This window comes from Dyadobacter sp. 3J3 (genome assembly GCF_009801115.1).
In the GTDB taxonomy this organism is placed as follows: Bacteria; Bacteroidota; Bacteroidia; order Cytophagales; family Spirosomataceae; genus Dyadobacter.
This window is the reverse complement of sequence record NZ_VTOL01000021.1, coordinates 51,220-71,637: the sequence shown is the minus strand read 5'-3', so window position 1 is coordinate 71,637 and position 20,418 is coordinate 51,220. Positions and strand designations below refer to the sequence as shown.

At 39.3% G+C, this 20,418-nt stretch carries 17 protein-coding genes; 5 read left to right on the top strand and 12 right to left on the bottom strand.

The genetic code is table 11. The annotated features are described in order from the left end of the window. The first annotated feature begins 78 nt into the window (after positions 1 to 78). A complete protein-coding gene (locus tag FZF08_RS28835) occupies positions 79 to 3,162 on the top strand; it encodes a lantibiotic dehydratase (protein ID WP_159477363.1) in 3,084 nt (1,027 codons plus the stop codon). Here FZF08_RS28835 and FZF08_RS28830 read toward each other — a convergent pair. The 8 genes from FZF08_RS28830 to FZF08_RS28795 form a co-directional block, all read right to left on the bottom strand. Next, the gene (locus tag FZF08_RS28830) at positions 3,159 to 5,453 is read right to left on the bottom strand and encodes a PAS domain-containing sensor histidine kinase (RefSeq protein ID WP_159477361.1); all 2,295 of its coding nucleotides are present in this window, start codon (positions 5,451 to 5,453) and stop codon (positions 3,159 to 3,161) included. The two genes, FZF08_RS28835 and FZF08_RS28830, sit on opposite strands and share 4 nt — an antisense overlap. A gap of 586 nt (positions 5,454 to 6,039) precedes the next feature. Continuing rightward, on the bottom strand, positions 6,040 to 6,465 hold the full coding sequence (locus FZF08_RS28825) for an SRPBCC domain-containing protein (protein ID WP_159477359.1): 426 nt from the start codon (positions 6,463 to 6,465) through the stop codon (positions 6,040 to 6,042). Between the two features lie 320 nt (positions 6,466 to 6,785). Continuing rightward, complete coding sequence (locus FZF08_RS28820; protein WP_159477357.1) at positions 6,786 to 7,193, bottom strand: PleD family two-component system response regulator; 408 nt, start codon at positions 7,191 to 7,193, stop codon at positions 6,786 to 6,788. A 325-nt stretch (positions 7,194 to 7,518) separates the two neighbouring features. Next, positions 7,519 to 8,043, bottom strand: a complete 525-nt coding sequence (locus FZF08_RS28815) for an antibiotic biosynthesis monooxygenase (protein ID WP_159477355.1) — start codon at positions 8,041 to 8,043, stop codon at positions 7,519 to 7,521. A gap of 92 nt (positions 8,044 to 8,135) precedes the next feature. Further along, a complete protein-coding gene (locus tag FZF08_RS28810; RefSeq protein ID WP_229216743.1) occupies positions 8,136 to 9,539 on the bottom strand; it encodes a glycosyltransferase in 1,404 nt (467 codons plus the stop codon). Continuing rightward, positions 9,515 to 11,044: a hypothetical protein gene (locus FZF08_RS28805; RefSeq protein WP_159477353.1), complete on the bottom strand. Its 1,530-nt coding sequence runs from the start codon at positions 11,042 to 11,044 to the stop codon at positions 9,515 to 9,517. The genes FZF08_RS28810 and FZF08_RS28805 overlap by 25 nt, the downstream gene beginning before the upstream one ends. 156 nt (positions 11,045 to 11,200) lie before the next feature. Next, positions 11,201 to 12,070 carry a sugar phosphate isomerase/epimerase gene (locus FZF08_RS28800; protein WP_159477351.1) on the bottom strand — a complete coding sequence of 290 codons (870 nt, stop codon included), beginning with the start codon at positions 12,068 to 12,070 and terminating at the stop codon, positions 11,201 to 11,203. Positions 12,071 to 12,172: 102 nt separating this feature from the next. Beyond that, a complete protein-coding gene (locus FZF08_RS28795; protein ID WP_159477349.1) occupies positions 12,173 to 13,228 on the bottom strand; it encodes an alpha/beta fold hydrolase in 1,056 nt (351 codons plus the stop codon). Between the two features lie 95 nt (positions 13,229 to 13,323). Here FZF08_RS28795 and FZF08_RS28790 point away from each other — a divergent pair, with 95 nt between their 5' ends. The 3 genes from FZF08_RS28790 (at position 13,324) to FZF08_RS28780 (ending at position 16,420) form a co-directional block, all read left to right on the top strand. Then, a complete protein-coding gene (locus FZF08_RS28790) occupies positions 13,324 to 13,938 on the top strand; it encodes a Crp/Fnr family transcriptional regulator (protein WP_229216742.1) in 615 nt (204 codons plus the stop codon). A 90-nt stretch (positions 13,939 to 14,028) separates the two neighbouring features. Further along, positions 14,029 to 15,000, top strand: a complete 972-nt coding sequence (locus FZF08_RS28785; protein ID WP_159477347.1) for a zinc-binding alcohol dehydrogenase family protein — start codon at positions 14,029 to 14,031, stop codon at positions 14,998 to 15,000. Between the two features lie 88 nt (positions 15,001 to 15,088). Beyond that, complete coding sequence (locus tag FZF08_RS28780; RefSeq protein WP_159477345.1) at positions 15,089 to 16,420, top strand: ferric reductase-like transmembrane domain-containing protein; 1,332 nt, start codon at positions 15,089 to 15,091, stop codon at positions 16,418 to 16,420. Positions 16,421 to 16,448: 28 nt separating this feature from the next. Here the strand turns inward: FZF08_RS28780 and FZF08_RS28775 are convergent, their stop codons facing one another. Further along, entirely contained in the window at positions 16,449 to 16,973 is a 525-nt protein-coding gene (locus tag FZF08_RS28775; RefSeq protein ID WP_159477342.1) for a peptide-methionine (S)-S-oxide reductase, read from the bottom strand. Between the two features lie 124 nt (positions 16,974 to 17,097). On the opposite strand from FZF08_RS28775, the gene FZF08_RS28770 reads away from it, so the two are divergent. Beyond that, positions 17,098 to 18,849: an ABC transporter ATP-binding protein gene (locus FZF08_RS28770; RefSeq protein WP_159477339.1), complete on the top strand. Its 1,752-nt coding sequence runs from the start codon at positions 17,098 to 17,100 to the stop codon at positions 18,847 to 18,849. Between the two features lie 19 nt (positions 18,850 to 18,868). Here the strand turns inward: FZF08_RS28770 and FZF08_RS31955 are convergent, their stop codons facing one another. From FZF08_RS31955 to FZF08_RS28755, 3 genes are all read right to left on the bottom strand, one after another. Then, positions 18,869 to 18,982 (bottom strand): type II toxin-antitoxin system YoeB family toxin, encoded by a 114-nt coding sequence (locus tag FZF08_RS31955; RefSeq protein WP_229216741.1) that lies wholly within the window; start codon positions 18,980 to 18,982, stop codon positions 18,869 to 18,871. 160 nt (positions 18,983 to 19,142) lie between these two features. Continuing rightward, positions 19,143 to 19,361, bottom strand: coding sequence for a DUF2683 family protein (locus tag FZF08_RS28760; protein ID WP_159477336.1), 219 nt, complete (start codon positions 19,359 to 19,361; stop codon positions 19,143 to 19,145). 302 nt (positions 19,362 to 19,663) lie between these two features. Then, positions 19,664 to 20,074 (bottom strand): hypothetical protein, encoded by a 411-nt coding sequence (locus FZF08_RS28755; protein ID WP_159477333.1) that lies wholly within the window; start codon positions 20,072 to 20,074, stop codon positions 19,664 to 19,666. Positions 20,075 to 20,418 lie beyond the last annotated feature (344 nt).

Here is a 20,418-nt window from a genome sequence, read left to right as displayed (position 1 = left end):
AAATTGTTTTCAATTTTTATGTTGCAACCTTTATATCTTAATTTTTTTTGACATATTATTTATCAGTGCCTTTATACCATGCTTTCTCACTTTGGCCTGTTCATGCTTCGGCGACCCGTTATAGCAGTTGATCAGCTTGAGAAATTTCACCACGAGTTTTTACAAGATAGAGGCAGTGATGTACTAAAAAATTGGTATAAAAATAATCCTATTGCTCAGGAAGCAATTTATCTGGCTTCTGGTGTTTTATATGAACGGTACGTAAGGTGGATAAATGACGAAAAAGTCTCGGAATCTGATAAACTGGAAATTACACTTTATAAATACCTGGTAAGGATGAGTACCCGCTCTACTCCTTACGGCCTATTTGCACTTGCCACAACCGGTATAATCGGGGATGGAACTGATATGCAGGTCAGTGGGCAAGATGTACTTATTAAACATACGCGCCTGGATATGGAGTGTATGATTGCTGTAAAAGAATGGCTGATAAGGCAGCAAAGTGTTCGAATGCAGCTTACGTTGTCTGTGAACAGTTCGCTTTATTCAGCAGGAAATGATTTCCGTTATATTGAACAGGTAGTAGATAGAGAGCAGAGGAATTATTTCATCAGCTCTTTGGAAAAAAATGAGTATTTGACTCTCATTTTAAACCAGGCCAGGGACGGCATTAAAATACCTGAACTATTAACGCTACTTCAAAATCATGAGATTGAAGCCGTTGAAGCATATGATTTTATCGACGAATTGATTGAAAATAGAATCCTTGTATCTGAGCTGGAACCAAATGTTACTGGTGCAAGCTACCTGGATGCCATGATTGAAAATATAGCTCTTTTAGATCATACCCACCTACTTACCGGCCACCTCAGTTCCCTCCTGCAACTTCTCAGTCAGCAGGATAACCGGGTTCAGATGTATCAAAATCTTAACGAAAAACTCGACTTTCTTGGAATTCCAACTATCAAAAAAGACCTTGTCCATGTTGATACGGTTGCGCTGAGCGAGAACAACCAGCTATCGAAAAAAACAGTCTCTACCATCACACAGCAGCTTTCCCGATTATTTGTTTTAAACCGGCCGAAGAGCAATCCTGATCTTGAAGAATTCAAAAAAAGGTTTCAGGATCGATATCAGCAACAGGAAGTTTCACTGACAATGGCTCTGGACCATCAAACTGGTATTGGGTATGGCCTTCAAAGTATGCTTGGCGCCAGCTATACGCCCATGATCGAAGAGCTTTCTTTTCCAAATAGCCAGAAAAAACAAAAAACACAACAACTTGAATGGTGGCAAAATCTTTTGCTTGATAAATACACTGTTTTTTTGAAGAATCAGTTGTCTGAAATCGAGCTTACAGATACGGATCTGGATGATCTTGAAGATTTTAAAAAAAATGATCTGGTAAGGACTTCTCATTTACCTTTTAGCTTTTATGTTCTAGGAAATCTTTTGGCCAAGTCCGGAGAGGCAGCTGACCAGGGTGATTTTCTGTTCAATCTTTTGACTTGCAGCGGACCTTCAGCTGTGAATATTTTAAGTCGTTTTCATGAGGCAGACACCATGCTAAGTGAACATTTAATTAGGTTAACGGAATTAGAAGAACAAAATAGCCCGGAAGTTATTTTTGCAGAAATTGTTCATTGCCCGGATTCCGGAGCTGGCAATATTATGACACGCCCCGTATTGCATCGCTACGAAATCCCTTACATGGGGAAAGCTTCTGTCGACAAAAACTTTCAGATTCCTGTTCAGGATTTGATGATATCCATAGTAAATGAAAAGATTATCCTCCGCTCAAAGCGTTTGAATAGACGCATTATTCCACGGCTTTCCAATGCTCATAATTTTACCAAAGGACTTCCTATTTACAAATTTTTGTGTGAATTACAGGTGCAGGATTCCGAGCTGAATATGAATTGGGACTGGTCAATTTTTAGTAATCAGCCGCACCTTCCCCGTGTAAAATATAAAAACATGATCGTGAGCAGAGAAAGCTGGCTTCTGCGGGAACATGATTTTAAATCTACTCTAATGGATTCTGTTTCTGAAAAACTAAAAAAAATGGGTTTGCCGTCTAAGTTTGTTATCGCTTCCGGTGATAATGAGCTTTTAATTGATACGCGCATTTCCCTTTCCATACAGATTCTGTTGCAGGAAATAAATAAAAATAAGGAAATCCGTGTTTTCGAGACAGTATTCTCCTCAGATAACAGCCTTTTACGTCAGGACGAAGCACGGTTTGTCAATGAAATTGTTATTCCACTTTGGAATACTACGGCCGCTCCTTTGAAAGGGATTTCCAGCATAATTTTTAAAAAAAATCCACAGCGGAGTTTTTCCATTGGCAGTGAATGGCTATATTTTAAGATTTATTGTGAAGAAAAATCTTCTGATAAACTACTACTGTTATTACATCCACTGATCAGCTGCTTATTGGAGGAAAACGTAGTGACTCAATTTTTCTTTGTCCGATATCAGGACCCTGCTTATCATTTGAGATTTCGATTCCGGGGTGAACAGCAGAATGGGTTTTATCATCAGGTGATTGATATTATTAAAGAAGCACTCGAACCTTACGTTCAAAACGGTCTTATCTATAAAATCCAGCTTGACACTTACGAACGGGAACTGGAAAGATATGGCCAAGAACAAATAGAAATTTGCGAATATTTATTTCATCTGGACAGTATGTGGTTTCTGGAATCAATTTCTTCTCTCGAGGACATTCCCGACGAAATCGCACGATTTGAACTTTCTATACGGCGGATCAATAGGTTACTGGAAAATTCAGGTCTTGCACTTTCCGAATGTGTTTTTTTAATGGAAAATCTCAAAGAGAATTTCTTCAAAGAATTTGAAGGTAATAGTACGCTTCGTAAACAACTGGGCATGCATTACCGTAATTTCAAAAACATGATAGATCATGTATTTGAACCTGATAAAGCCAATATCAATCCTTTGCTGCAAGACACACTAAACAGGCTTTCCGAAAACTTATCTGACCGCGTACAGTATTTCTCTATACTTTCCAGTCTGATCCACATGAGTGTTAACCGCACTTTTAATACCAAACAACGAGCCTACGAGTTGATATTATATCATTGTCTGGCCAAACATTACGATTCTCTGAACGCCCGGCAACTTAAAATAAAAGGTTAATTATCAGCACTTAAAAGTGAAATTAAAAAAGTACTACCTACTTCTGGCTCGCTGATCACATCAATAGTTCCACCCATGGCTTCAATCTGACTTTTTGTAATAAACAGCCCTATTCCCTGGGCATCATTATTACCATGGAAAGTACTGTAAAGCCCAAATAACTTTGCGCCGTATTTTTTCAGGTCAATGCCTTTTCCATTGTCACGGACATTGATTTCAACAAAATTTGCTACCCTTTTGGCTGATACGAAAATTTCAAGAGGCCTGCTGGCGGATCTGTATTTAATCGCATTGGACAAAAGATTAATCAGAATACTTTCCAGATAAGCTGCCGTGCCGTTAATGTCAAGGTCCGCACTAATATCAAGGCAGATCCTGGTATTACTTTCCAGAATAAATGCGCTGAGATTTCCCAGGCATTGTTCAACAAATTTTAAAATATTTAAACGGGACGCGTTTTTCTCAGTTGAAAAATTTACCGAAACGATATCTTTCAGATTCCCTATCGTCGACAGCAGATTATTAGCCGATTGTTCAAGCATCGGAAAATATTCATTATCGGCTGATTGCGGAAATTCATCACGAAGCAGTGCAAGCAGCATGGTGATATTGCCAGCATTGGAACGAAGGTTATGGGAAACGATATTAGCAAAATCCAGCAGTCTCCTGTTTTGATGCTGAGCCATTTCAAGTAGTGATTTGACATTCATCTCAGCCTCTTTGAGCTGGGAAATATCAAAAAAAACAAAAAGATATCCCTTAGGACTCCCAAGATAATCCTGGATCGAAGTGACTGTCACACTTACTGAAAACTGCGATTTATCTTTCCGGATATATTTCCACTCCCGCGTATCAAAATTTGCACCTTTTACAACGCCGACAAGCCGTCCAAAACCTGAGGATATCGTATTTGATTTGAAAGTAACATCTCTTTCTTTTATTTTTTCTTGGGGATAAAAAATTTCAGGTGTATTTCTTCCTACCAGTTCTGCTTCTGAGTAACCCAAAAGATTCTGTGCGCCTTTATTAAATATCTGTATCGTCCCATCCAGCCCGGTTTCAACAACGCCTACCTGCGTACTGGCATCCAAAATTGCTTTCAGACGGTCATTCGTTTTCTGCAAGCGAAGTTCGAGAAGTTTCCTTTCTGTAATGTTATTGATTTGAGAGATGAAATGAAGCGGTTCGCCCTGGTCGCTCCGGACCATAGAAACAGATAGCAAAGCCCATACGATACTTCCGTTTTTATGGAAATATCGTTTTTCCATATTATAATTCTTTATCCTGCCATCCAGAAGTTCTCGTACTAATCCAAGGTCCTCGTCCAGATCATCCTTATAGGTAATATCCTGAAATGTCAGTTTCAAAAGTTCCTCCTGACTGTAACCCAATAAGTCGCAAAGACTTTCGTTTACCCGAAGCCAGTTCCCCGAAAGGCTCAGCAACGCCATACCATTGGCTGCATGCTTAAAAGTTTGCCGAAACTGCTGCTCCTGAAGAGCAAGCGCACCGATCATTTTATTTTTTTGGTCAATGTCCTGAATAAGGCCAGATATGCGTGTGCATTTCTTATTTTCATTAAAAGGTACTCCGATAAGCCTTACCCATTTCAGAATTCCTTCCTGCGTCAGGATCTGAAATTCCATGTCAAAGCTCTGGGCAACTTTTTTCGCTTTGTTTATTGCAGTTACAATCTGCAAAGCAATACCGGTACCTGAATAAAACTTTTTCAGATCCCTGAATTCGGGAATGTAATTAGCGGGAGTCTGGTGTATACTGCCCGTAACATCATCCCAGGTAATTTTCATCAACCGCAAATCAAGTTCCCACGAACCTATCAGGGCCGCCTGTTTGGTGATCTGCAAAAGTTCTTTATGCTGTTCAAGCAAAAGTTCGCTTCTTTTTCTGTCAGAAATATCCTGATGTGAGCCCATAATCCATTCGGGTATACCATCACTATTCCGGCTGACTATTTTCCCTTTATCCAGAACCCAAACCCAATGCCCCGATTTATGCCGAAGTCTGACTTCGCATTGATAGCTGCCGGTTTTCCTATTAAAATGATCATCCAATGCAGCGGAAGACGAAATCAGATCGTCCGGATAAATCAATTTTTGCCATCTGTCTTTTACAATCGGCATCAATTCTTCAAGACTGTATCCAAGTATTGCGGCCCAGTGCTCATTATATATTACTTCATCAGTTTGATAATTCCACTCCCAGGTACCCAGCTCGGATGCCCTGATAATATTTTCTAATCTGTCAATTCGTTCCTGTAAATCTACTTTCATTTTTTTATTTTAACGTTGAGCCGGGGTTATTTCAATATAAAACTTCTGATGCTGTCAAATAGCTGATTTGCCCAAATAAGTTACCATATCGATTTCAAGGGATTCCACAGATTTTCAATAAAATTTCGCGAAGAATATACCTATTTTATTTTTTGCCAAATTTTCACAATTTAGCGACTGTATCCAACAAAATCTCTTAATAATATGACCCGCGACATGAAATAACTCTACGTTTTTACATTTTTCAACGATAATTCTCCTTAGAAATTTTGAGTCCTCCGGTGACTTTTGATAAACAGACTTACGCTGCTTTTTTTCATTCTTAAAAGAACTACCAAGGGACTATACGGACATTTCTGCGGCTAAATGCAATACATTTTAATTAATAGTCCCTATAATATATAGTGAAGAAGGGCCAAAAAAATTTGGCAAGCATAGCGATCACGAAAGAATTCGGAAGAATCCATTCATAAGATTTTACGATTTGCTGATCTAAAAACCTGAAAATTGATTGGTATTTGGTAGTAAGAAATGTAGTTATCCGGAAGGTTCATTCAAAAATATTTAATCTATTGTCAGCATTCACCTAGCCATCAGATTCTACAATACCCTTTAACATTTTAAAAACAGGATTTTCTTCTCCCTGAGGCTCTTCCTGAACTGAATTCGGTCTGTTATCTTCCTGCAAAATTTCAAGTCTCACGTTTCCGCTCTCTCCAGTCAAGATGTAGCTCATAATAAAATAATTTTCCGGTTTATCTTCAAGACCCGGACGCGGGGCAAACAAGCTATATCTGATCAATTCATTTCGACGAATTTCTAGTATTTCACCCCACTGCTCAAAAATTTTACCATCCCAGCCAACGCTGAATCTGATACCGCTGCCAACTTCCCATGTTGTAATCAATTCGCTCCCATACTGCCACAACTTTACAAGTTCAGGCTTTGTAAGCACGTCCCAAACTTGTTGAACAGAAGCATTTAAGTTAAGAGTTGAAAGATTTTTGGCCATGTTTATTTTTAGATTGCGCTGCGCTTGATCTCATTGAAGTCAAATATAAACAAAGCGTTTAAAATTATTATTTTTCAACGCTTAAATTTATAACGGAGAATACTTTTGATAGCAGTAATTCTTCGTACCAACCCGTAAAAAAATGCTCAGATAATGAGTATGAAGCTGCGAAGAGATAAAGTAATGGTACATGGGCTTACGAGGGACACAAATAAGGATAATAAACACTACCCAAGTTTTAAGGTATACTTATTTGCACAGAATCAAAAATCCCGAAAACATAACTTTAAGTGGCTGAAAGAAATATGTAATGAATTGGATCAAGACGCATTTCCTTTCTGACTTTGATTCCAGATCCCGTTAATAATTTCAATTAATTTTTCCGTAATATCTTTTTCCTTGGTCACAAATGCCACTGCGCCTGCGGCCATTATTTTTTCCATTGACAACTGGTCATTTTTATGTGAAAAGGCGATAATTTTAACATCTGGCCAGCTTTTCTTTAAAATTGCAGCTGCTTGAAAACCATCCATCACTGGCATTTCAATATCCAGAATTATTATATCTGGAAGCTGTTCAGCCTGATGCATTTTGTCAATACAATCCTGACCATTTTCAGCATCGAACAATACTTCAAGATCATGATTTGCTAATAGAAAAGCGGTAAACGTCCTAACCACAGCACTATCATCCACTATGGCAATTAAAGGTTTACATAAATGCTCCATAGCAAGGCGATTTGATAAAAAAATGATTCTCTGCCGATGATTAAAATTACCTTAGGTACTCATCATCCTGATAGACTTAAGAACCATAAGTTATCATTGGCTAATCTAAAATTCCATGCAATTCGGCGTATCAAAGATATTAACTCGCGTTTTTAAAAATAATAAGCCGTCCAAAAATAGATTTTAAGTTTGAATAAACGTCATCAAAAAACGGGTAAATTTTTCATCCAAAATCAAACGAGTTTATGAATATATACCACTCATGTAACGCAGTGGATATGCTGAAAACTGCTCATTGTTTTATAATTCTCAGTTTCAAATTCAACTAATCAGAACTCCGAAGCCATGGTTTCATCACTTTGATAACCTGTGGCATCACCACCCAGGTGAGCAAACCAACCATGGAGGCGGCAATAATTAAAAGACGAAGCATTAAGGGAAATGGCTGAATGGACGGAGTCAACACGAATGCTAAAAACAAGCTGGTAGGATAAACTCCGCAAAGTGTGGCGATTGCCATTTTCCATCTTGGCGGAGGTTGAGGAGAACGAAACCATGCTTCAAGGCCATTGAGTTGCCGGTAAACCGGTTCTTCTGTAATGGTGGATGCATAAGCTTCCCAGTTTCGGAACAATTCCGAATTATAAAAAGCATCTCGCTCGGCTTCGTCGGCAAAAGTCCTGAGGATACCAATTTCTCTTCCCTCAGTACCAGGCATTGCTGTGATCATACCGGCGCCTTCCACTCCTCCATGCAGGAAAGATTCTCCAAGGAAACGACGCAGCGCCTCCTTAAACTCATCCTCTTTTCCAGGCAAAACTTTACGCGTAATGGCAACGTGAATCGGCATCAGCATTATGATTATGTGATACAACTATTTGTTTGCCAATTTACGACAAAGGTTAGTCATTGCTTATACTGGTAAAATTTAATTCAGCGTGATCAAATAAATTTAATTTTATTAAGCGCAAAAAAGGTCATCTTCAACAACAACCAGCCATGTTTAAAACGCGAAATGTTGGTTTCTCCATAGGTTCTGGCTTTATAACGGATGGGCACTTCAATAAATTTCAGATTGAGTTTTGCAGATCCAAAAATAAGATCAAAGTCTCCGAACGGATCGAATTCGCCAAAATAGGAGCGATTTGCTGCCAGCTTTAAATAATTCTCACGACTCATCACTTTGGTCCCGCAAAGGGTGTCTTTCAGATTTTGCCCAAGCAGCCAGGAAAATGCCAGACTAAAAAACTTGTTTCCCAACAAATTCAAAAACCGCATAGCCTGGTCCTCCATAGGATATACCAGGCGGGTCCCGTTTATATACTCCCCTTTTCCTGAGGCGATCGCGTTAAAAAATTTTGGCAGTTCTTCCGGGGCTACTGTCATGTCTGCATCCAGAATCATTAAAACATCGCCGGTGGCAATACTATATCCTTTTCTGACAGCGTCACCTTTCCCTTTACCGTCCTGCTGGATCCATTTTATATCGTAAAACTCTTTGTAATAAGCGCCAAGTCGCTGAATTTCTGCCCAGGTATCATCAGTTGAATTTCCTTCAACAAAAATAATTTCGGTATGTTTTCCCATCTGGGGAGTTCTGCGGATGAGCGCTTCAATATTACCTTTTTCGTTACGTGCAGGAATCACAACACTGACGCTGATTTCGTCCGCGTTCCTGCTCAATTGCTTTTTACTTCTGGCTACAAGGCAGGTAATAAGTCCAAGTGCATTAAACAACGGCAAATTGCCAACATATTTATTTAGAAAGGTAGAAACCAGCGGGATGTATTTTGGAAAAATGGTTTTTTTATAATTGTCGATCACATCAAAACCTGCCAGTTCCAAAAGATTAGTAATATCTCCGATATCCAGCCAGTTTTGTCTCTGCTGAGGCATTTTGAGCCCAAGATTCTCTGCCAGATTCAGCACTGGCCGCCAGATAAAATTGGTTGATGTAATGATCAGACGAGTCTGAGCATTACAAACTTTTTGAACCTGTTCGAATACATTTTGTACATCAAAAAAACTGCCAACGGTATCACTGATAAGAACATAATCAAAGGTTTCATCCAGCGAAATATTCTCGGCATCCATGAGATAATAAGAATATTGGCCGCGATGTTCTTTAGAATAAGCGATCATCTCAGGCGAAACGTCAACCCCGACACCTCGTGACGGTTTGAGTTTTTCCAAAAGGAAACCTGTGCCACTCCCTATTTCAAGTACAGATGACCCTTCCGGGATAATAAATTTAAGATAAGTAGTCAGACATTCGTAGTAATAGGCATTTTTGCGGAGCCATTTTTCCCTTTCCTCCCCATTCATTTGTAACGTTGATTGTACCATGCTGAATCTGCCAGTATTAGAAGTTGATCATTGGAAATAACGCGATATCCCTTATTCGGAAATTTGTAATATTTCACTTTCCCTATCTTGTTTTGCTCATAAACATAGAGTATTGGTTTCCGAAGAATCATCGGAAGCTTCTCTTCATAATTCCAGGAACCGGGATATACATTTTCAAAATAAGAAATGTATTGATTAGGTACCATCACATCGGAGCCTTCCGGTAGCATTTTTGCCAGCTCATAAAGTTGATGTGAGGTTCCATCAGGGTAGGGTTTTAATCCTAATCCTGATTTTATAAAACCTGATAGGGAAACGCTTACATTATGCGAATCAGAATCGATCGTAAAACGGTGAGATACAATAAACGAGCCAATGATAAATTGAAGCGTCAAACCTGTAAATAAATATATCGCAGAAAATCCGAATGGAATAATACCAGCCAGCGAAAACCGGTAACTTAAAAATATATAAGCACTTAACATAAACGCCCACAAGCCTCCGATCCTTGGAGGATAAGAAACACTCATATAAATTGTCGGAAAATAATAGAGTGTTTCAAAAAGATATACTACAAACAAAAGACTAAACCCGCCAGCTAGTGTGAAAAGAATTACACCTTTCCGTGGAGAGGATTTTAACCAAACGCCGAATGGAAATAATCCAATAATCAATGTAACAGCACCAATCAACAGATATAATAATGTATATAAAACCAATCTTACAGGTGTTGCACTTTGTTCGATGCGTGCCAGTGCTGTACCCAACCTACTTGCCTCTGCCCCGTTCAAATGCGAAAGCCAGGCCATACTCAAACAAAACAGCAACAGACTAACAAAGGTAATAGCCACATTTCTTTTGTTGATAAAGTAACTCAGCCACGGTCTAAGCGGATGAGCAAGCACCAAATCAACGACCGAACAAAATAACAATAAGCTACAAATCAGAATATTGGAAGTTTCTTTTACAAGAAAGGTAAGAAGCAGCCAAACTGCGGCTATGGCATATTGCCGTCTGGCCAGGCTGAGCGCCAGCAGCGCCATAAGCGGAAGAAAATAATGCTCCGGGTGCCAGCCAAAAAAATCAAGATAAATAAAATAGCCCATAGGGCCGAAAACAAAAAACACGACAGCCAGCCAGTTATTCGTCCAGAGTGAGTTGCCAAATCTTTTGAAACCATCAAACCATTGCCAGAAAAAAATGGAAAATAGCCCCAGATAAGCAAGGAAAAGCCCGTAAATGCCTGTGAATTTGGTAAGAAAGCCCGTGAGCAGAATGAAGTAATAATTGTGCTGGCGGGCGTGGTCTCCATAAAAGTTGTCATAAAGCAACGGCCTTCCTTCGAGCCATCCTCTGCTAAGCTGCAACGCCAGCATGCCGTCACTAAATTCTTCCTGATTACTCTGAAATTGAAAAACCTTCACAAAATACCAAAAAAAACTACCCATCACAGGAAGCAAAATCAACAAAAGCATTTTAAACCGACGCCGGTAAGTTTCGCTCATGGATGTATAATTTCTTATCTGGTCATGGATTCACAATTTGCTGTAAAAAAACTATGCCGCTTTCGCCGACTTTTATAATCAGCACAATTACACCTTTTATTTACAGACAGATACAAAACGAAAGTAGATAGAATCCCTTCAACTTTCACATCTTTTCTAAATCATACGATCAAATACTTTACGCTGTTCCATCATCGCTTTGAGCTTATCATCCGGGTTGGTATGACATTCCAAAAGAACCCAACCTTTGTAATCCATTTTAGTCAGATTTAAAAGTAGATCCTTATAAGGATAATCCGTTCTGTCCAATTCCCGAACGTGGCACGTGTCACCAAAATACTGTTTTACCAGATCAAAATTAGATTGAAATCCTTTCCCGTTCAAATCCTGAGGGTTACAGTTCCAGCATATCTTTGCATTCTTGTGGTCGGCATACTCCATAATTTTTTTGATATTGGGAAGTTCCTGCGTTTCTTCTCCGTGCACTTCCAGCCTTAGCTGCTGGCCATGATCGGCAGCGTACTGCGCAAGTTCATGAAGCGACGCACCGATCTGCGCCAGTGTTTTTTCGACGGGAATTTCCTTATGCAGACCATTTGGCTTTACTTTTACACCTGAACCGCCCACATCAGCACTTAACCGGATAAACTCTTTTGTGCGTTCAATAGAAGCTTTCAGCTGATTTTGATCCGGATAATCATATTGCTGATTTGTACCAAGCCCGACTATTTTTACAGGACTATCTGAAAACTGTTTTTTAACCTCTGATCTTTGTGCCGTAGTAAGGTCAGGCATCACTTTATGCGCATGTTCAACCCGTAGTTCGGCTCCGTGGATATTGGCTTGCGTGCAGTTTTTGATGATCGTCTCAACGTCCCAGTCTTTACCCCACAAATAGGTTACAAATCCCAACTTTATGTCGCTTTTGACCGGAAGCTGCAAGTTTGCAAATACATCTGCCGAAATCACAGATGCGCCAGCTAGTAAAGAAACTTCTTTCAGAAATGTTTTTCTATTGATAAGCATGTTGGTCCATTTATATATGAATGATTGAAAAGTAAAGGCAACGCCAGTCCGTCGCTACTCAACAAATTTCAATATGATCTAAAATCATTCATAACCATAGCTTTATTTTCCGGTGAACAATCTCACTGTTTGAAGAAAGCCCGTCACCTTTTCTATAAACTTTTCATGACGCTGATAATGAATATTATGACCGGTATCTTCAAATATTTCATGACTGATTAAAGCCGGATGCTGTTTTTTCAATGCTTCATTTTCCCTTTCAAAGGGAAACAAATCTTCTTTACTGACCGGATCCAGAATAAGAACCGGAACTTTCAGATTTCGAAATATAATTTTTGGTTCAAGTATAGCCATTGATTCTGCGAAAAGAGGAGCACGTGTTGGTCTTAAAATATTATCCAGCGACTCCTCATACGTGCTCATATTGAACAATTTCCACAAACCGTCCCCAAATACCCATTTCCCGGATTTATCAAGTTTTACCCACGTCAACAATTCAAACTGATCGTCGTTTTCGTTCTTATCAAAAAAAGCGCGGTAAGCGTCAAACTCGCTGGCATATGTTGTATCGTTGAAAACCTGAGCCGTATTCTCCCGGACTGTTTTTAGCAGCGTGGTTGAATCCATTTTATGATAATTGTTATTAGTAGAAACAGAACCGCCGTCTTCCAAAATCAATCCCAGGACTTTTTCGGGATAAGCGTCATAAAAGGCGGTGCTGATAAAGCCACCGCGTGACCATCCACCGATCACAGCTTTGGAAATCTTTAAATGATCCATCAAAAATTTGATATCATCAGCAACATGGTAAAGTGATACTTCATGGTCAGGAATATTGGTCTGCCCGTGACCGTAATAATCTATTGCAATGACGTTATAACCTTGTTTTACCAGTTTATCCGCAAATGGCAAAATCTCATACGCACTGCTCAAACTTCCATGTAGCCAAATGAAAGGTATACCGGAAGGCTTTCCCCAGGTCAGATAATGGAGTCTCACATTTTTTGTTTCTATAAAATGACCATGTGTTTTTTCAAAGGCTGAGAACTTTGTTTTTGCTTTTAAAAAATGTTTATGGATATCACCTTCCGACAGAATCGGAACTTGACCAAATAACAGGAAAGGATAAAAAAGAATAATTGCTACAATAAATTTCATGGAATGTTATGGGTTTACTTCATCATCCAGAGTTAATAAAACTGGATTTATTTCGCTAACTTTTGATATTTGATGTTTAAAAATCAAACTGTCATATGTCCGCCAAGCACGCTGCGCCGGTTAGCCTTTCAACAATACTAGAAAAATTCAGGGATAAATTTCCGGTATCGCCTGAAAAATGGCAAGAATATACCGGCCAGTTTCAACGGATACAGGTTCCGGCAAAAACCATTTTGTTAAAAGAAGGCGAAATTTCCCGCAAGGCTTATCTGATTGAAAAAGGCTGTCTGCGCGTATGGTTTGATAACAAAGGCGAAGAAGTGACATTTCAATTCTTCTTTGAAAATTGCACGGTTTCTTCTATTGAAAGTTTTAAAAAGGGCACTCCAAGCCTGTTTTCGCTTGAAACGATTGAGCCCTGCACATTATGGTGGATTGATAAAAACGATGTAGACAGACTATTGGAAGAAGTCAGTGAAATTCCTTCCATGCGGAATCAAATTATGAATACTCTTTTTGAACGAACACTCCACTACATGCAGCATTTTTTGTCCTTTGTCCGCGATACACCGCAAGAACGATATGAAAATCTGCTGAATCATCATCCTTATCTTATTCAACGCGTTCCACAACATTATATCGCTTCTTACCTGGGAATCAGCCGTGTACATCTGAGTCGTATCAAAAACAAACTTGCTCGGGGAAAATGACAGAAACCTCAATTCGGTAACAAATGTTATCGTTTGACGGAATCACCTGATGCTACTTTTGTTTCATCAAACAAAAAAACGAAACGAAAGATGAAAGCAGCAATCATGAATCCGCAAGATGGAATATTACAATATAAAGAATGTCCTGAACCTGTCATCACAAATGATGATCAGATAATGATGTATGTCAAAGCAGCAGCGATTAAAAATTTGGATCGCAGTATCGCAAGCGGAAGCCATTACTCCAATGAAATCGCACCGAAGCCACGCATTATCGGAAGCGACGGCGTAGGAATTTTGGCCGACGGCACCCGTGTTTATGCTATCAGTATGGATGGCATGGTCGCAGAAAAAGCTGTAATAGAAAAAGGCAGAATAGTCGTTGTGCCGGATAATCTTGATTTTATAACTGCCGCTGCTCTCCCTAACGCAGTAATCGGAGCTGCCATGGGACTGCGGTTTAAGGCAGACCTGCAATCTGGAGAAACGGTGTTGATCAACGGAGCAACAGGTGTTACGGGCCGCATAGCTGTGCAGATTGCGCGCTACTATGGAGCAAAAAAAATCATTGCTACGGGCCGGAATCCAGAATCTTTAAAAGCACTTTTGGAACTTGGAGCCGACGAAGTAATTTCACTTCAACAATCAGATGATTCTTTGATTGACCAACTTCAAACTATTCACAATCAAACACCCTTCGACGTCATCGTTGATTATTTGTGGGGCCATTCCGCGGAACTGATTCTTTCTTCCTTAAAAAAGCAAGGTTCCTTCACACCCAAAACCAGGTTTGTTTCCGTTGGCAGCGTAGCGGGCGATATCCTGCAATTATCTGCCTCCACATTACGGAGCGTTAATCTGCATTTAACCGGTTCAGGATTAGGAAGCCTGACCCGCCAGGATATTGGAAAATTATTCAGTGAGATTTTACCTGAAATGTTTCAATTGGCGGCAGATGGAAAAATCAAGATTGAGACCGTAAGTATGCCCTTTGAAAAAATAGAGGCCGTTTATGATCTTGCCATTCCGGATGGTAAACGGTTGGTTATTGAGATGAATTAATCCGCACTTCTCTATTTTCAAAATCCGGTCGAAGCTCAGTTGCTTTGGTAGAAAAGTTCAGATACTTCGGCCAATTCTTTCTTAATTTATGAAACCCACAACAAAATGGATCACCGGCGCCCTAGTGGTTGCAGGGATAACTTTTGCCCTATCACCCGGTCCCGGTCACCTCATTAACAATCCGAACGGATGGGAATTTCGTGAACAATTTGTTTTTCTGACAGGCATATCAACTTTATCTCTCATGGTTTTATCCATGATTATTTCCTTACGCATTCCGTGGATGAATCGCCGGATGAAAGGCCTTGACAAAGCTTACATAATACATAAATGGACAGGAGTTTTCGCAACTATTTTTATGCTATTTCATTGGCTCAGTGAAAAAGTACCGCATTTACTTGTCACGGCCGGTATGGTTACCGATCCCGGTGAATTAACCGACGGAAGCAAATTCTCGGATTTGGAAATCGGACTTTTTCAAAGTGGTGTAATGTTGGTAGAATGGATATTTTACCTAACGATTATTTTGGTTCTCATTGCCTTGTTCAGGAAAATCCCGTATCACATTTTCCGAAAAACGCACAGGATTTTTCCGGCAGTTTTCCTTGTGGCAGCCTATCACGGAGCTACTGCCCAAATCAAAGAACACTGGTTAAGAACGCCCGGAGGTTATTTCTTAGTGATATTGGTTGTAATTGGTTCTGTCGCGGCTTTTATTTCACTTTTCCAAAAAATCGGTGTTTCCCGCAAAATGAATAGCGAGATAGTTGAGCTGCAAAACCCGCGAGAAGGCATTCTTGATTTACAGATTTCGACGAATCAAAAAGCATTTTTTCATCAACCCGGCCAATATGTTTTTCTTCGGTTTGAGCACGACCGTGAGCCGCATCCTTTCACAATAGCATCTTCCGGAAGCGATCCGAATTCACTTCGTTTTGCTATTAAATCCCTTGGAAATTTCACAGGTGAATTAGCCCGACATTTGCAGATAGGACAAAATGTTCAGGTAGAAGGGCCATATGGCGAATTTGTTTTCAAATCCTCATCAAAAAGACAAATCTGGATTGCAGGGGGCATTGGGATTACACCATTTCTGGCCCGATTGGAACAATTCGCCAGGGAGAAAGAAATCTCTCAACCTATTGATTTTTGGTATTCAACACGTTCGGAAAAGCGAACCATGTTTCCGGATTCTCTCGAAAACCTGTGCCAACAAAGCGGTGTTAGTTTTTATCATTTAAATTCCAGCCAAAACGAATATCTGACAGCGAAGATGCTTCATAATGTCGTCGGCAGTTTTGAGCATGTAAGTATCTGGTTTTGCGGACCCGCAGACTTTGCCAATTGCCTTCTCAAAGGACTTTCCCAATATGATTTCGACAAAAGCAATTTTCATTACGACAACTTTGCTATGCGGTAATATCCCGGCAGTTTTACTTTTGATTGGATTACAAACCGTTCAAAGAATCTACGGATAACTTATTTTGATCAACAGCGGAAGAGAATTGGCGCAATAGCAATCTCAACTTGGGCGTAACAATATTTTTACAAAAAGGCTTTTCAGGATTTTTATAATAGTAGTCCAGATACGTTTCCTGATTGAGTTTAAATTCATAGAATGCTTCAACCGTAGTAATAATCGGATTGTCAAATTCACTTTGCAAAACCTTTATTGTGTCTTGGGAAAGCTTAATCTGCTCCGGACTAAAAACATAAATTGTCGACCGGTATTTTGAGCGCATACTATGTTGTGAGGTGCAGCTATGCGTATGCAGATGAACGGCTATCAGTGTTTCCAGCGAAATAATTTCCGGATTGAAATGCACGATAACAGCTTCCGAAAAGTTTGATTTTTGCTTTTGAGAAGCTATCCAACCTTGCTCCACACGCTCCACTCCTTTTAATGATTGAAAGATTGCTTCCGTGCACCAATGACAACTCCCTCCAAACCCGATTTTACTGACGTGATTCATATCATAATTATTTCTTTGAAAGACTTCTATAAAACTCCAAAGTGTAATCATTACGTTCAAATTTACCGTACCTTTTGAAATTCTGGTACAGGAATTGTACAAGTAAAGTGCAGTTAAACATTATATGAAAACACTCTGGAAATATCTTCGGCCACAAAAGCGGCTAATCATTTTGTCACTTTTTCTGGCTGGTTCTGCGCAGTTATTAACGCTTCTTGATCCATTGATCTTTGGGAAAATCGTTGATAATTATGCAGGAAATCCGAAAAATCTCTCTGAAAAAGAACTCATAAACAGTGTTTTGTACTGGCTGGGAATCGCGGTTGGTATCGCGGTCGTTGCCAAACTTTCTAAATCCTATCAGGAATATCTTACCCGAAAAGCGGTGGCGCATTTTGGTATGAATATCTTTAACGACGGACTAAAACAAACGCTCCGGCTTTCGTTTCAGGAGTTTGAAGAAAACAGAAGCGGCACGACCTTGTCGATATTGCAGAAAGTAAAAACAGATACGGAACGTTTTACCAATTCGTTTATCAATATTCTTTTTTCCTCACTGATTTCCATTGGCTTTTTACTTTGGTACAGTATCAACAAAAACTGGATGTTGATTCCTGTCTTTCTGATCGGAGTACTTGTACTCGGCTCGCTTACAGGCCTTTTGTCAAAAAAGATAAAAAGCATTCAGCGGAATATTAATAAACAGACCAATGCACAAGCGGGTATTATTACAGAAAGTTTGCGCAATATTGAGCTTGTAAAAAGTCTGGGACTAACATTTTCGGAGATCAGAAGATTGAACAAACAAACGCTGGAAATTTTTCAGCTGGAAATGTTTAAGGCGCGAAAAGTCGGGATGTTAACATTTCTGCAAGGCGTCACCCTGAATCTTTTAAAGCAATCCATTCTGTTCATTTTACTCTGGCTGATTTTCAGAAAGATACTTACCACTGGCGAGCTGATTGCGATGCAGTTTATTTCAACAGCTATTTTCAGCCCTTTACAGGATCTTGGAAATTTGATATTACAATTCAGGGAAGTGGATGCTTCGGTCAAGGTTTTTGACCAACTGATGCATAAACCTATCGAACAAAGACCTGAAAATTCCGTGGAAGTCGGGCCGTTGACAAGCCTTCAATTTGATCAGGTGATATTTCGTCACCAATCAGCCAGCTACAATGCTATTGATGACATTTCTTTTAGCGTAAAATCGGGTCAGACAATTGCTTTTGTTGGGCCCTCAGGTTCTGGAAAGTCTACGTTGGTGAAACTTTTGATCGGCCTTTACTTACCTGTTGAGGGACATATTTATTTCAACGAAGATGATTCTTCAACCATTCTTTACAATCCTTTAAGAAGACAAATCGGGTTTGTAACGCAGGATACGCAGTTATTTGCAGGAACAATTCGGGAAAATCTTCTTTATGCCAAACCTTCGGCCACGGATATTGAAATTAACCAGGCGCTTGAAAAAGCTTCCGCTACTGCCTTAATAGCCAAAGCTTCCAACGGTGTGCTGACCATGCTGGGAGAAAATGGCATGAAACTTTCAGGTGGTGAAAAACAGAGAATTTCGATTGCCAGGGCGCTTTTAAGAAAGCCTAGACTGCTGATTTTTGACGAAGCAACATCTGCACTCGACTCATTGACCGAACAGGATATTACCCAAACAATCAGGGATATTTCAACCGACCGGCAACAGATGACGATTTTAATTGCGCACAGACTTTCTACAATTCTTCATGCGGATGTAATTTATGTGCTGGAAAAAGGAAAGATTGTTGAGACAGGTTCGCACGAGGATTTGCTCAATAAAAAGGGATTATACTTTGCGATGTGGAGACAGCAGATTGGCGAGAGGCGGTTTGAGAGATGATGGTTTAAGTATACACCACCTATTTGTCATCATAATGACCCCAGGTAGATAAAACGACAACATTTACTGCTGATTCATGTATACGATATATTAATCTATGTTCCTGAGATAATCTTCTGGACCAAGTTGGCAATTCATAGCATCTCAATAATCAGGTTTACCGGTACCAGTTTCCGGATGATCAACAAGCTCTTCCAATAAAGCAACCAATTTTTTATATAAGGGCTTATTTCCCGACCGTTTAATTCGCTGAATATCTTTTAAAGACTGATCGGTAAATTGAAGTTGGTAACTTATAAATTATCCAACATAGAGTGAAGTTCTTTCTTCCCTTTTACCGTCATAATTCTACCCGCTTTTATATCTTCTTCCGCAGCCTGGATATTTGCCACGAACTCCTCATCGTCATGTGATTTTGAACTCTCATCCTGAAATGGGATTTCAAGCGCAAGAAGAAAAGCCTTTAATGCTTTTAACTTCCCTCCTTTTGTAGTTATGACTATTGTTTCCATACTCTAAATATCTCTGATGATTTTAAAATTAGATTAACTTTTAAAATTACACGGTACCGAACATTTATAAATATAATTGATTTTGTTCTCTCGTAATATGTAAATGACCAAATTCAATACAAAAAAGACAATTTTTCAGAACACTCTTTGTTACAAATCAATACAAATCTGTGAAATCAATTTTCTATTTCTCCTCCCTCGTTTTATGCTCACTCCCAATAGAAAAGTCGGAAGTTGCCGCATAAGCACCTCCCGACTTTTTGTTTTTGTCTATTATTTCACCTTACGAAGGTTTTGACAAATCAAGGAGCCTGCACAGTATAAGCCAGATAAGTGCCATACACAGGAATATTGTCTACGATGGCATAAGCGCGGTAATAATAAAAAGTAGACCCGGAATTAGGTATGGTCCCAGTGAAGGTATTTACTCCCTTCGTGATCGGAGAGGTAAATTTGATCTTGTTATCTGCAACAGTCGGTTGTATGTTATGATCGCCCAATCCGCGAGGATAAGCCGTGTAAACGATGCCGTATTCAGTAACAGGTTTGTCGCCCAATGCGTCAATTTGCACCTGATAACCTGAACCACCAAAAGATTTTAATGTGGTAAGTCCAAATACACCAGGCTCAATGTTGTGGTCTGTACAGGATGATAAAAAAACTAATGTTGAAAAAAATAGTGCTGTTGTTACTGTTCGGATTTTTTGAAACATAAAATTTGAAATTTGTAAGAGGGAATTGAAAAATTGATTAACTAATAGATTTTAAGGATAATACTTCTCACGGCATAGGTAAATTCAGGTTTAAAAGTGAATAAAATCAGACTTGACGGCAAACAAATAATTCTTTATCTGCCATCTTTTAGGACGACATTTTATCAGAAAAGTTACAATTACGTAATTTAATTGTGGTTACAAAAAAATTACTCATTATTAATTATTTTTTTTACTCATTTCGAATCTATACCACTTGTTTTCGATTCTCGTCCGTGTCTTTAAGACCTCATATTTAGTTAAGAATCAGCCAGGTATTTTTTTGTTTTAATTTAAAATAAAAA

Coding starts and splice junctions, on each gene's coding strand:
- FZF08_RS28835 (WP_159477363.1), top strand. CDS start 79: ATGCTTTCTCACTTTGGCCTGTTCATGCTTCGGCGACCCGTTATAGCA.
- FZF08_RS28830 (WP_159477361.1), bottom strand. CDS start 5,453: ATGAAAGTAGATTTACAGGAACGAATTGACAGATTAGAAAATATTATC.
- FZF08_RS28825 (WP_159477359.1), bottom strand. CDS start 6,465: ATGGCCAAAAATCTTTCAACTCTTAACTTAAATGCTTCTGTTCAACAA.
- FZF08_RS28820 (WP_159477357.1), bottom strand. CDS start 7,193: ATGGAGCATTTATGTAAACCTTTAATTGCCATAGTGGATGATAGTGCT.
- FZF08_RS28815 (WP_159477355.1), bottom strand. CDS start 8,043: ATGCCGATTCACGTTGCCATTACGCGTAAAGTTTTGCCTGGAAAAGAG.
- FZF08_RS28810 (WP_229216743.1), bottom strand. CDS start 9,539: ATGGTACAATCAACGTTACAAATGAATGGGGAGGAAAGGGAAAAATGG.
- FZF08_RS28805 (WP_159477353.1), bottom strand. CDS start 11,044: ATGAGCGAAACTTACCGGCGTCGGTTTAAAATGCTTTTGTTGATTTTG.
- FZF08_RS28800 (WP_159477351.1), bottom strand. CDS start 12,070: ATGCTTATCAATAGAAAAACATTTCTGAAAGAAGTTTCTTTACTAGCT.
- FZF08_RS28795 (WP_159477349.1), bottom strand. CDS start 13,228: ATGAAATTTATTGTAGCAATTATTCTTTTTTATCCTTTCCTGTTATTT.
- FZF08_RS28790 (WP_229216742.1), top strand. CDS start 13,324: ATGTCCGCCAAGCACGCTGCGCCGGTTAGCCTTTCAACAATACTAGAA.
- FZF08_RS28785 (WP_159477347.1), top strand. CDS start 14,029: ATGAAAGCAGCAATCATGAATCCGCAAGATGGAATATTACAATATAAA.
- FZF08_RS28780 (WP_159477345.1), top strand. CDS start 15,089: ATGAAACCCACAACAAAATGGATCACCGGCGCCCTAGTGGTTGCAGGG.
- FZF08_RS28775 (WP_159477342.1), bottom strand. CDS start 16,973: ATGAATCACGTCAGTAAAATCGGGTTTGGAGGGAGTTGTCATTGGTGC.
- FZF08_RS28770 (WP_159477339.1), top strand. CDS start 17,098: ATGAAAACACTCTGGAAATATCTTCGGCCACAAAAGCGGCTAATCATT.
- FZF08_RS28760 (WP_159477336.1), bottom strand. CDS start 19,361: ATGGAAACAATAGTCATAACTACAAAAGGAGGGAAGTTAAAAGCATTA.
- FZF08_RS28755 (WP_159477333.1), bottom strand. CDS start 20,074: ATGTTTCAAAAAATCCGAACAGTAACAACAGCACTATTTTTTTCAACA.